General features: G+C 54.1%; 13 protein-coding genes and 1 tRNA gene. 10 read left to right on the forward strand and 4 right to left on the reverse strand.

Features of this window, described 5'->3' with window-relative positions:
* Positions 1-53 precede the first annotated feature (53 nt).
* Both rho and trxA read right to left on the reverse strand, forming a co-directional pair.
* Positions 54-1,310: a transcription termination factor Rho gene (gene rho, locus H7F08_RS02800; protein WP_010639222.1), complete on the reverse strand. Its 1,257-nt coding sequence runs from the start codon at positions 1,308-1,310 to the stop codon at positions 54-56.
* A 113-nt stretch (positions 1,311-1,423) separates the two neighbouring features.
* Entirely contained in the window at positions 1,424-1,750 is a 327-nt protein-coding gene (trxA, locus tag H7F08_RS02805) for a thioredoxin TrxA (RefSeq protein WP_010639224.1), read from the reverse strand.
* A gap of 354 nt (positions 1,751-2,104) precedes the next feature.
* Between trxA and H7F08_RS02810 the strand changes: the two genes are divergently transcribed.
* Positions 2,105-2,383: a hypothetical protein gene (locus tag H7F08_RS02810; RefSeq protein ID WP_226831565.1), complete on the forward strand. Its 279-nt coding sequence runs from the start codon at positions 2,105-2,107 to the stop codon at positions 2,381-2,383.
* A gap of 289 nt (positions 2,384-2,672) precedes the next feature.
* On the opposite strand, the gene H7F08_RS02815 is transcribed toward H7F08_RS02810, so the two are convergent.
* A tRNA-Ser gene (locus H7F08_RS02815) sits at positions 2,673-2,765 on the reverse strand.
* A 142-nt stretch (positions 2,766-2,907) separates the two neighbouring features.
* Between H7F08_RS02815 and H7F08_RS02820 the strand changes: the two genes are divergently transcribed.
* From H7F08_RS02820 to H7F08_RS02860, 9 genes are all read left to right on the forward strand, one after another.
* Positions 2,908-3,582, forward strand: a complete 675-nt coding sequence (locus H7F08_RS02820; protein ID WP_215866293.1) for an ABC transporter ATP-binding protein — start codon at positions 2,908-2,910, stop codon at positions 3,580-3,582.
* Complete coding sequence (locus tag H7F08_RS02825; RefSeq protein ID WP_193639781.1) at positions 3,582-6,086, forward strand: ABC transporter permease; 2,505 nt, start codon at positions 3,582-3,584, stop codon at positions 6,084-6,086. The genes H7F08_RS02820 and H7F08_RS02825 overlap by 1 nt, the downstream gene beginning before the upstream one ends.
* Positions 6,079-7,272, forward strand: a complete 1,194-nt coding sequence (locus H7F08_RS02830; protein ID WP_226831563.1) for a lipocalin-like domain-containing protein — start codon at positions 6,079-6,081, stop codon at positions 7,270-7,272. Before H7F08_RS02825 ends, H7F08_RS02830 begins: the two co-directional genes overlap by 8 nt.
* A 291-nt stretch (positions 7,273-7,563) precedes the next feature.
* Positions 7,564-7,827, forward strand: a complete 264-nt coding sequence (locus tag H7F08_RS02835) for a type II toxin-antitoxin system Phd/YefM family antitoxin (protein WP_193639782.1) — start codon at positions 7,564-7,566, stop codon at positions 7,825-7,827.
* A complete protein-coding gene (locus tag H7F08_RS02840; protein WP_193639783.1) occupies positions 7,824-8,267 on the forward strand; it encodes a type II toxin-antitoxin system VapC family toxin in 444 nt (147 codons plus the stop codon). The genes H7F08_RS02835 and H7F08_RS02840 overlap by 4 nt, the downstream gene beginning before the upstream one ends.
* Positions 8,268-8,292: 25 nt before the next feature.
* Complete coding sequence (locus H7F08_RS02845; protein ID WP_193639784.1) at positions 8,293-8,736, forward strand: hypothetical protein; 444 nt, start codon at positions 8,293-8,295, stop codon at positions 8,734-8,736.
* Positions 8,717-9,499, forward strand: coding sequence for a HesA/MoeB/ThiF family protein (locus H7F08_RS02850; protein WP_227487793.1), 783 nt, complete (start codon positions 8,717-8,719; stop codon positions 9,497-9,499). The genes H7F08_RS02845 and H7F08_RS02850 overlap by 20 nt, the downstream gene beginning before the upstream one ends.
* Positions 9,496-9,861, forward strand: coding sequence for a hypothetical protein (locus H7F08_RS02855; RefSeq protein WP_193639785.1), 366 nt, complete (start codon positions 9,496-9,498; stop codon positions 9,859-9,861). Before H7F08_RS02850 ends, H7F08_RS02855 begins: the two co-directional genes overlap by 4 nt.
* Positions 9,854-10,636, forward strand: a complete 783-nt coding sequence (locus H7F08_RS02860; protein WP_193639786.1) for an endonuclease/exonuclease/phosphatase family protein — start codon at positions 9,854-9,856, stop codon at positions 10,634-10,636. The genes H7F08_RS02855 and H7F08_RS02860 overlap by 8 nt, the downstream gene beginning before the upstream one ends.
* Here the strand turns inward: H7F08_RS02860 and H7F08_RS02865 are convergent.
* On the reverse strand, positions 10,575-11,081 hold the full coding sequence (locus H7F08_RS02865) for an LEA type 2 family protein (RefSeq protein WP_193639787.1): 507 nt from the start codon (positions 11,079-11,081) through the stop codon (positions 10,575-10,577). The two genes, H7F08_RS02860 and H7F08_RS02865, sit on opposite strands and share 62 nt — an antisense overlap.
* Positions 11,082-11,114 lie beyond the last annotated feature (33 nt).

Here is an 11,114-nt window from a genome sequence, read left to right on the forward strand (position 1 = left end):
GAATACAAAGTGGCGAATTATAGGGATAGAGGGGGCAAACGTCCAGCCAATCCTCAGCGATTCATGGAATCAAAAAATTCCGCATTGTTTTTGGTGGCTCGCACCTTGTCGAGCAGAAACTCCATGGACTCCAAAGAATCCATAGGTGCCAGCAATTTGCGCAATACCCACATTTTGCTGAGCAAATCGGCAGGTACCAGCAATTCTTCCCGACGGGTTCCGGATTTGTTGAGATTGATGGCCGGATAAGTGCGCTTCTCGGCCAGACGGCGATCCAGATGGACTTCCATATTACCGGTGCCCTTGAACTCCTCAAAAATCACTTCGTCCATTTTCGAGCCGGTTTCCACCAAAGCCGTAGCGATAATAGTCAGACTACCACCCTCTTCAATATTTCGGGCGGCGCCAAAAAAGCGTTTGGGCTTCTGCAGGGCATTGGCATCCACACCACCTGTCAACACCTTGCCGGAAGATGGAACAACCGTATTGAAGGCTCTGGCCAAGCGTGTAATTGAATCGAGCAGAATTACCACATCGTGCTTGTGCTCTACCAGCCGCTTGGCTTTTTCAAGAACAATTTCAGCAACCTGGGTATGCCGGGTTGCGGGTTCATCAAAAGTTGAAGAAACCACCTCGCCTTTCACCGAGCGTTGCATATCGGTCACTTCTTCCGGGCGTTCATCAATCAGCAGCACAATCAAATAGCATTCAGGATGATTGGCAGTAATGGCGTGAGCAATTTGCTGGAGTAATACGGTTTTACCGGTTTTGGGCGGCGCCACAATCAAACCACGCTGCCCCTTACCAATGGGCGAAACCAGGTCAATAATGCGTGGTGCCACTTCACCGTAAGCCACAGCATCATATTCCAGACGCAAAGGTTCATCGGGAAACAAGGGAGTCAAATCATCAAAATTGACCTTGTTGCGGGTCGCTTCAGGCGATTCAAAATTAATGCTCTCCACTTTAAGGAGGGCAAAATAGCGCTCCCCTTCCTTGGGAGGACGAATTTGCCCGGACACCGTATCACCCGTCTGCAGGTGAAAACGCCGAATTTGCGAAGGAGAAACATAAATATCATCGGGTCCGGCCATGTATGAGCCGGAAGCTGCACGCAGAAAACCAAAGCCATCCTGCAAAATTTCCAGCACGCCCTCACCATAAATAGCATCGCCATTACGGGCATGCGCCTTCAGGATATTGAAAATAATTTCCTGCTTTTTCTGGCGAGCGGTACCGTCCAACCCCATTTCCTGACAGATAACGGCCAACTCAGCAGCAGTTTTCCTTTTTAAATCTGTCAGGTTCATGGCTGTAGCGCCAGGATTTGGCGTCAGCAGAATCTCTTCTTCTTCAAGAAGAATATCTTCGTTGGGAAAAGACTTGGGTGTACGGGGTGATTTACGGCGAGGACGTGGTGTATTCAAAGTTGGCTATCCAGAAATGCCGTCAGTTGGGCTTTACTCAAGGCTCCGACTTTCGTTGCTTCCAGCTTTCCATTTTTGAACAGCAACAAGGTGGGAATACCACGAATACCATACTGAGGGGGGGTGTTGGGATTTTCGTCGATATTGAATTTGGCAATTTGTAATTTGTCAGCATATTCAACGGCAACTTCTTCAAGAATGGGTGCAATCATTTTGCAAGGGCCGCACCACTCAGCCCAAAAATCAACCAGAACCGGCTTGGAACATTGCAGCACATCGGTTTCAAAACTGTCATCAGACACATACGTAATAGCATCGCTCATGGGAGATAGCTCCTCTGTCTCAGATTGTTACAGCGCTTTGGGTGGAGGTCATTTAGTGTGTTTCATATGGGATAATCCCAAACTCTAGGCACCGGACGGCGCTGGCAGGTTTGATCTTCTTTCAAATTGAAGGTGTGTGAAAGGATAGCACGATATAAACGGTATGCAAGTAGCAAGTTTCTGGACATCTGCATTACAAAGGATTGTAATCAACGATACTGCAGTAGAATCAAGTTATGGTCAAGCCATAGTCATGAATTGCCATCAAAATTCATTTCCCGATTACCGACACTTTCCCGCAGACCAGCAAAAAAGGAGCACCATCATGTTTGGATTCCATACTGTCAGACACCCATGCAGGATATGGGAGCGCATGGCATTCGTATGGGGGGTTTAACGGGTCTGGGTGGTGCCGCTTTGGGCATGATCGCCGGGCAGATGGCCGACGATGGTGAAGATGCCTTCGAGAAAAGGCTGAAGGTGCAGGTCGCTGTCTGCCCACAGTGTAGTGATCTGTCATTCAAGTATCATGGTGGGCTTTCTGTGATTTTACTTCCAGCACCACCATGCCACTACCAAGATGGCAGCGCTACTCAATGTTATAGCACCACTGATCAAAAGAAGTTTGAGTAATGCCCGTGCTTCGGCATAATGCGAATCTTCGCTCATAATATATCTGCTGCTTTCCAGGTTGAACCCATTGGCACGATTGGTAGAAAAACGGTAACTTCCCGTCCTCTTAGTGGACAATTCTTTGCGGTTTCCGTTCAATGAAGAATTCGGCACTGGGGCTTTGATTTGCCTGTTTGCCAGTTGCAGCACCATATCAATGCGCCGAACACCCAAAGTAAGACGAAAAGAAAGACGCGGCCAAGCTGGAAAAATTAAAGCCCCTAAAAATCAGGGGCTTATTAGCAATGTGTGGCGGAGAGAGAGGGATTCGAACCCTCGATGGAGTGTTTAGCCCCATACTCCCTTAGCAGGGGAGCGCCTTCAGCCGCTCGGCCATCTCTCCGGTAGGCGGATGATACCCTGTTGTCTGGTCTGAGGTCAAAGTCTAGTCTACCGACAAACGAATTTTCCCGGATTTTGAGCGTCTGACAATTATTCCACAGCTTGTGGTAACTTATTAGTCCCTGACAATGGAGAAATTTCCAGTGACCGCACTTCTGGTCTTGAAGGATTTAGCCAAACGACTCCCCGGCAATAATGACAAATGGTTGTTCCGGGAAGCTAATTTGGAGGTGAGTGCGGGAGATTTTGTGGCCATCATGGGAGAAAGCGGCGTCGGTAAAAGCACCCTTCTGCACATTATCGCCGGCCTGGAACGACCGGATGGCGGACAAATGCATTTTCGGAATCAGGCACTCAACGCCATGGATGATGACAGCCGTACCCTACTCCGCCGCCGTCATATGGGTTTTGTGTTTCAGGCCTTTCACCTGATTCCGCAATTGAATGTTACCGAAAACATCGCCCTGCCCTGGCGTCTAAACGGTCTGCCACGCAAGGACCTTCCCCAGCGTATTCAGCATCTTGCCGAACAGTTGGGCATTGACGGAAAGCTGCAGGCCTGGCCCAGGGAGCTTTCTGGCGGCGAAATGCAAAGAGTCGCCGTTGCCCGGGCGATTGTGCATCGTCCTTCCCTGATTCTGGCTGATGAACCAACGGGCAGCCTGGATGCAGAATCTGCCGAATCGGTCATGAATTTGCTCTACACCGCACTGGAAGCGGAGGGACCGGCTGTACTGCTGGTCACCCATTCCGAGGCTGCAGCCAACCAGGCGCAGCGCAAACTGCACTTTGATGCCCAGGGATTCCACGCCCTGTGATGATGCGAATTCCTTGGCGGGCTGCAGTCTGGCGCCCCCTGCGACAACGTCCGGGTGCTACCGTTCTGGCCATGATCGGCATTGCCTTGGGGGTGGCTTTGGGGTTGGCCATTGCGCTCATCAATGTGCAGGCGGTCAGTGATTTTTCGGCGGGACTTCGCCATATGGCGGGTCAGGCAGATCTGACCCTCAGCGCTCCGGGTCCAGGTTTTAATAACGCCTGGTATGCACGCCTGAGCATGGCGCCAAATGTAGCGATAGCGGCGCCCGAAATCCATTTGCAGGCGATCCTCATTCAACCCGCACACCAACAACCCCTTCAGATTCTGGGAATCGATGCCTTTCAGGCCGCCAGGATGGGGCAACCCCTGATCCCCCTGAATCTGCGCAGCCCGCTGGCCCTGCTGGACCCGCTGAATATTGCCCTGAGTTCCCCGGCTATGCAGAAGTTGAATGTTCACACAGGCGATTTCATTACTGTCAATGCGGACGGAATACCGCGCCGCCTCAAGGTGATCGGCACCCTTCCTGATGTTCCGGGCGTAGGAGTAATGGGTGTCATGGATATTGCTGCGGTGCAATGGTTATGGGGCCGTGGAAATGAAATCAATCAGGTCGATTTGCGCCTGCAACCCGGAATCAGCAATCAGGCTTTTGAAAAGCAGTGGCGGCCACTACTGCCCCCCGGAGCGCTTCTCGAAAGTCCCGCCCAGCAGGGTCGGGTAGCGGCTGATGCTTCAAGAGCCTATCGCGTCAATCTGCTGGTACTCTCTCTGGTGGCGTTATTTACCGGGGCGTTTCTGGTGTATGCCACACTCGCCATGGGGGTCGTGCGCCAGCGCCAGCAACTGGCACTTTTGCGGGTATTGGGTTTGCGTCGGCGCGAAATCATTATGGCAGTCATGCTGCAGGGCGTGGTGCTCGGCGTGCCCGGTGCGCTGCTAGGATTACCACTGGGGGTTATGACTGCCGGATTGGCTCTGATGCATCTCGGCGGAGACCTGGGCGCAGGATATTTCAGCAGCGCTGCCCTGCAATTACATTGGCATCCATTACTCATGAGTATATTTTTTGGGGCGGGGATGGGTGCCGCACTGATAGGGGCCTTTTTACCCGCCTGGGAAACCAGTCGTGCCATTCCGGCCCAGGCTCTGCGTGCCGGTGCAGAAGAACAAAGTCATCTTCATCGCCAACATCCACGCATCGGCTTTCTGCTGTTGATTATGGCGCTGGCAGGGGCCATGGCCCCTGCCATTCATGGCATTCCCTATCCGGCTTATGGCGCTATTGCCTGTCTGCTGTTTGCCCTGCTCTTCCTGCTGGCTCCATTGCTGCGCCTTATCGTCCAGTTAATCCCCTTACCTGAAAGCAGTCTCTGGCGCTTGGCCCTGCTGCAATTACGGGGCGCTCCGGGGCGTGCTGCGCAAAGCCTGGCCGCCGTCGTGGTAGCCTTCAGTCTGGTGGTAGCCATGGCCATTATGGTCGGCTCGTTTCGTGATTCAGTGGCCAACTGGCTGAGTGACATCCTGCGGGCTGATTTGTATGTGCAGGCGGGAAGCAATCAGGACGCATTACTCCCTTCCGGAACCGCTCAATCCCTGTGCACGCTTCCAGATGTTCGCCATTGTTCACCGCTGCGCCGGATTCCATTGAATTTATTACCGGGTCATCCTCCCATCATGTTGCTGGCGCGCGGTATGGACCTGCAAGATCCCGGCCGTGAACTGCAAATAATCCGGTCAGTTCCTCTCCATACACTGAACGCACCGCCCATATGGATTTCGGATATTCTGGCCGGTATCAGTGCCTGGCATCCTGGCCAGGACATCCGGATTCCTCTGGGCGGACAACTGCAGACCGTCAGCATTGCCGGTATTTATCGCGACTACGCCTATCAGCAAGGATCCATTTCCATCCCCCTGCAGGAATATCAACACTGGTCCCATGATAAAGGCATCAACGGCGTGGCACTCTGGTTACGACCGCATGTGTCAGTCTCAGCCGCAATCGCACAGTTGCATCAAAGCATCGCGAAAAGTCGGCAACTGCTGATTGCCACACCCCGGGAAATTCGCCACCGTAGTCTGCTGATTTTTAATCAGAGTTTTGCTGCAACTTATGCACTGGAGGCCGTAGCCATGATTATTGGCCTGCTGGGAGTAAGCAGTGGTTTTGGTGCACAGACCCTGATGCGCCGCAACGAATTTGCCATGCTCCGGCATCTGGGGCTGCGCCATCGTGACCTGCTGGCCCTGCTTTTTGCCGAGGGCAGCATGCTTTCATTCGCCGGTATTATCATCGGTGGCAGCCTGGGCATTGCCATCAGCGTGATTTTGATTGCGGTGGTCAATCCGCAATCTTTTCACTGGCACATGGGGTTTCAGCCTCCCTGGTTATTATTGGGAATAATCAGCGTGATTTTATGGATAGCAAGTACCGCTACCATGATCCTTGCGGGACATCGCGCCCTGCGCAACAGCCCGGCGGTGTTACGTGATGACTAAGCGACGGTTCCCTACAACATGCCGGGGCCTGGTCAGCTTATGGGGGCTTTGGGTCGTGATCCTGCTGATCGCTTTACGCAGTACTTCAGTAGCTGCAGCGATCCTGCCACCCCGTGTACTCCCCCTGCAAAGCCCGCCCCATGTTGCGGTGTCTGCACAAAATCCTCTGCATTTTCCCAATGCCTACGGCAGTCACCCTGATTTTCCGATCGAATGGTGGTATATCACCGGCTGGCTCAAGAATGCTTCAGGACATCCTTTGGGTTTTCAGTTGACCTTTTTTCGCGTACGCCCCGCCAAGGTCTGGGCAAACCCCAGTGCATTCAATGCGCGTCAGCTGATATTTGCCGAAGCCGCCATCAGCGATCCAGCCGTCAGGCACTTACTGACTGCACAACGTATCGCCCGCTCCGGTCTGGGCTTGGCGGGCGCAGATCAAAACCATACCCAGGTCTGGATTCGTCACTGGTTTCTGCAACAAACCTCATCCGGCTATCAAGCAGTCATTCAAGGTAAAAACATGGGCTATCGGCTTCATTTTCAGATAACCCAAGCGCCCCTGCTGGAAGGCCCCAAAGGCATCAGCCAAAAGGGTCCTGACCCTAAAAATGCCAGTTATTACTACAGTATTCCGCATCTGCAGGTCAGTGGTGACGTAAGCATCAAAGGACATAGTCAGGCGGTTCAGGGCGAGGCCTGGCTCGATCATGAATGGTCTGCCGCATACTTACCGAAAGCTGCCGTAGGCTGGGACTGGCTTGGACTGAACCTGCACAATGGCGCTTCGCTCATGCTGTTCATGATGCGCCGTGCTGATGGTACTCCGCTTTGGCTGTCGGCCACCGAACGCAGCGCAGATGGACGGGTGCACTATTTCCATGCGGGGCAGATTCATATGCAGGCCACGGGCTGGTGGAAATCCAGCCGGACGGGCATCCGTTATCCAGTACGTTGGCAGATTCAGGTCGGGAAACAGAAATTTTCCATTGTGCCCCTGATGGACAACCAGGAATTTGATGCCAGCCACAGCAGCGGCACCATTTACTGGGAAGGGGCCGTGCGCGCCATCAGCCTGGGAAAAACACTGGGTCATGGCTATCTGGAAATGACCGGCTACGGTGGTCGCCTGGCCCTCGGAGCCTCCTCTGAGTCTGAAGGACGCCAGACTGCGCCGAAACAACAGTGACATCCGGATTGAGGCTGAGAATTGCAGCAGGCCTGGGGGCTTTTTGCTCCAACGTCCCTTGCCTGTTGTTCTACGGCTCATCCTGCTGTCAGGAGAGAACTCGCCCTGCAGGCTCAGACAGCTCTCCTGACGGGCGCAGGATTTCACCAAGAACAACAACGGCGCGGGCCAAAGTCGCTGCAAAGCCCCCAGGCCTGCTGCAATTCTCAGCTTGGATACTTAACGACTTGACCTAACAGTTTTTTGTGTACACAATTTCGCCTGTCAATTCCAATATTGAGGACACATAATATGGAAGTTTCCATTCGTGAGTTCAGGGCACATCTTGCGCAGTACCTCTCTGAAGCACAGCAGGGACAGACCCTTGATATTACCTCTCATCACAAACCGGTAGCCCGAGTTATCGGGATTCCGTCTGTGACGAATAGTGGCATCACCCGTCTTCTGGCCAGCGGTATGGCCCAATGGCAAGGCGGCAAACCCTTGGGTGCAAGCATTTGTCTTTCATCCACTGCACGCAGCGTGTCAGAAATAATACTGGAAGATCGCGGTTGATTTTATTTTGTGACACCTCCGCATTGGTCAAGCTTTACCTGACGGAAGCGCACAGTGATGCTGTCAAAACCTTGCTTGCACAGGCCGACGTAGTTGCTGGCTGTCGTATTGCCTGGGCTGAAGCCTGCGCGGCCCTTTCCAGACGCGGACGGGAATCACCCACAGACATGCCCCTTATTGAGCAAGCCAAGCAGTATCTGGCCAAAGACTGGCCGCATTACCTGATCATCGAAGTGACTCAACACATTGTTGAACAGGCCGGTGATTATGCCGACGCTTTTGCCCTGCGCGGATATGACAGCGTACAACTGGCAGCCGCACATCAAGCCCAACAGATTTCCGGAATGTCCGTCATGTTTGCCTGTTTTGATTTGCGCCTCAACAAGGCCGCACAGTTGCTGGGTATGGAAGTACCCTTCCTGCAAAAAAGTGGCCGATAATGCCTTCCGTTGCTACACTGAAAGCATGCCAAATTCCATTCCGCATCTACTCCTGCAAGAACAATTTCTGAACCGTTTTAATGGGCGCACCCTCATCGTCCATCGCGGTTTTCCTGATCAATATTTCAAGGAACTGCTGGAACAGCCTGGCGGCGGCGGGCATTTCCGGATAGATGTGCGGATTCCTCCCGGCACGCCGCCGACACCCATTGAATGGGTTGTTCATCAACACGTCATCCCTCTGGATTTACCCATGCCGCTGCTGGTCAAGGTCGATCCGGACCGTCTGTATTTGCGCCATTTGCTGCATGGTGAGCATGTCGGGCATCCCAGCGAGATTCTCTGGATGCTAGATGCCATCCGTGAGCGTTATCACATGCGTCTGGAGCGCCAGCAGGGTTATTACCAGCCCGTGCCGGGGATGCCTGTAGAAGAAAATGACATTGACTATGACTTCAACAATGACTGACTCTCTGGATGATGCCGCCCTAATGCGTTACTCCCGACAGATTCTTCTGCCGGAAATTGACCTCGAAGGACAGAAACGTCTCCAGCTAAGCCGGGTACTGATCATCGGCATGGGTGGACTGGGTTGTCCGGCATCACAATATCTGGCTGCAGCAGGAATAGGACAACTGACCCTTTGCGATGGGGACGTTGTAGAAATCAGTAATCTGCAACGTCAGATTCTTTATACCGAAGCGGACCTGGGACGGCCCAAGGCCAGCGCCGCCCGTGAGCGACTGCTGGCCATGAATCCCCATATCCGGGTGAGTGCCTGGACCGAAAACGCCAGCAGTGAATCGCTGGGCAGCGCCCTGGAAACCCATGATCTGGTTCTGGATTGCAGCGACAATTTTCACAGCCGCCACGCCATCAACCGCGCCTGCCGCGAGGCTCGCGTACCGCTGGTCAGTGCTGCCGCCATTCGCTGGGAGGGGCAGCTCAGTGTGTTTGATTTCCGCGACCAAGACACAGCCTGCTATGCCTGCCTGTATCCAGAACAAGGCGAAGAAAGTAGCGAAGACACCTGCTCCCGCAACGGGGTGCTGGGGCCTCTGCTGGGTATTCTCGGCAGCATGCAGGCCGTTGAGGCTATTCGTCTGCTCAGCGGTCACAACTCCCCGCTGAGCGGACAACTCCTGCTGGTCGACGCCCGCCACTGGCAATGGCGTCAGGTACAACTGCGCCGCGACCCAGCCTGTGGGGTTTGCGGCGGGGTCTGCGCATGAACTCTTTGATTTTACCCCGCACTCTGGCCAACGCCCTGCTCGGTGATCTGCAGTCCGGCGCGGGACAAGGGCTGGTCGGCGCTTTGCAAGAACGCCCCTGCTCCGTTTACCCGGTCAGTGCCGAACAACGCGGCATGGCGCTGGATCTGCTGACCAGCCGGGGCGAAACGCTTTTTGCCTGCTATGCGGCGGCTCCGCAGGAACCTTACAGCACTTTGCCCGAAAAGCCCCTGAGCCCCTTTGATCCACCCTACCAAATCCGTCTGGCAACCGACATCCTTGGGGTGATCGTACTACGCGCCTATGCCCGGACAGCCGGACAAGGCTGGCAGGAAAAAATCATCGAGCTGGAAAATGACTGAAGACCATGGATTTTCGGTCATGTCCTTCAATATTCAGGTGGGTATTGGCTCTCATCGTGCCCGGCACATGCTGCTCCATGGCTGGAAATATGTAATGCCGCACGGCCAGAGCCTGCGCAATCTGGAACGCATTGCCGAAATTCTTTCGGAAGCGGATATTGTCGGCCTGAATGAAGTAGATGCCGGGTCATTTCGCAGCCAGTATGTCAATCAGGCCGGTTTTTTGGCAGAACGGGCGCACTTTCCTTACTGGGCGCAGCAACGCACCCGTGATTTTGGCGAGCTGGCCCAGCACAGTAACAGCATACTCTCGCGCTGGCCCATTGCCCGCAGTGAACCGCACACTCTGCCGAGCTTCATGAAAGGTCGGGGCATGCTGGAAACCAGCACCGAAATCAATGGTAGGCCTCTGACTGTCGTCATCACCCATCTGGGCCTCAGTCGTCACGCCCGTTTCAGTCAAATCCGCGATCTCGCGCAACGTCTGCGCCAGCGCCGCCATCTCATTCTCATGGGCGACCTCAACTGCACCGCCCGCTCTCCAGAAATCCGCCTGCTCCTGGCCGAAAGCGGGCTACAGGCGCCGCCCTGGAACCCGCCTACCTTTCCGAGCTGGTCTCCGCGCTTTTCCTTTGACCACATTTTCTGTAGCCCGGACCTGGAATTCACCGAAATTGAAAGTATTGGCGAACCCCTGTCCGATCATCTGGCTCTCAAGGCGCGATTGCGCTGGAACTCGAAGCCAGAGGAAAATGTAAAGACCCGGTCACCGTAAACGGAATCCGGCTGTCAAAAGGTCCTGTTACCAGATAACCCTTGACGGCATAGGGCAGGCCCTTCTGACTGTCGACACTGCCCAGTTCACCCAACACAGAGAGCAAATTACCCGTAACCGGGATGGAAACCACGCTACTTCCATACGCCGGAACCTGTACGGGCTTATTCAGCAGGCCATAAGCCACCTGCCGGTTTTGCACCAACAAACGCGCCTCCCCGGCCTTAGCGCGCAAGGCACTGCTGTTGGGATTACTGATTTTCAGGTCCAGGGTAAAAGTCTGCGACACAAAACCTACCGACTGGGGATGAATGCCTTCCAGTTGCACCTGCGGCGAATGGGCCGGAAAAGCGCTGCAAGCCGTCAACGGCAAAGCGGCCATCATCAGCAAAGGCCAACGCCAAAAACTTTGGGAGAAGCCAGCACTTCGTGTAACAATACTCATCAGTCCACTCCAGCAGATCCAAGCGACTGAGTA

Origin of the sequence: Acidithiobacillus sp. HP-11 (genome assembly GCF_015100075.1) — a bacterium.
GTDB classification, from domain to species: Bacteria; Pseudomonadota; Gammaproteobacteria; order Acidithiobacillales; family Acidithiobacillaceae; genus Acidithiobacillus; species Acidithiobacillus thiooxidans.

What these genes read in the sequence shown, in the direction of transcription:
- trxA (WP_010639224.1), bottom strand. Translation starts at nt 1,750, where the DNA reads ATGAGCGATGCTATTACGTATGTGTCTGATGACAGTTTTGAAACCGAT.
- H7F08_RS02855 (WP_193639785.1), top strand. Translation starts at nt 9,496, where the DNA reads ATGAACTCTTTGATTTTACCCCGCACTCTGGCCAACGCCCTGCTCGGT.
- H7F08_RS02845 (WP_193639784.1), top strand. Translation starts at nt 8,293, where the DNA reads ATGCCAAATTCCATTCCGCATCTACTCCTGCAAGAACAATTTCTGAAC.
- H7F08_RS02825 (WP_193639781.1), top strand. Translation starts at nt 3,582, where the DNA reads ATGATGCGAATTCCTTGGCGGGCTGCAGTCTGGCGCCCCCTGCGACAA.
- H7F08_RS02810 (WP_226831565.1), top strand. Translation starts at nt 2,105, where the DNA reads ATGCAGGATATGGGAGCGCATGGCATTCGTATGGGGGGTTTAACGGGT.
- H7F08_RS02830 (WP_226831563.1), top strand. Translation starts at nt 6,079, where the DNA reads ATGACTAAGCGACGGTTCCCTACAACATGCCGGGGCCTGGTCAGCTTA.
- H7F08_RS02850 (WP_227487793.1), top strand. Translation starts at nt 8,717, where the DNA reads ATGACTTCAACAATGACTGACTCTCTGGATGATGCCGCCCTAATGCGT.
- H7F08_RS02835 (WP_193639782.1), top strand. Translation starts at nt 7,564, where the DNA reads ATGGAAGTTTCCATTCGTGAGTTCAGGGCACATCTTGCGCAGTACCTC.
- H7F08_RS02865 (WP_193639787.1), bottom strand. Translation starts at nt 11,081, where the DNA reads ATGAGTATTGTTACACGAAGTGCTGGCTTCTCCCAAAGTTTTTGGCGT.
- rho (WP_010639222.1), bottom strand. Translation starts at nt 1,310, where the DNA reads ATGAACCTGACAGATTTAAAAAGGAAAACTGCTGCTGAGTTGGCCGTT.
- H7F08_RS02860 (WP_193639786.1), top strand. Translation starts at nt 9,854, where the DNA reads ATGACTGAAGACCATGGATTTTCGGTCATGTCCTTCAATATTCAGGTG.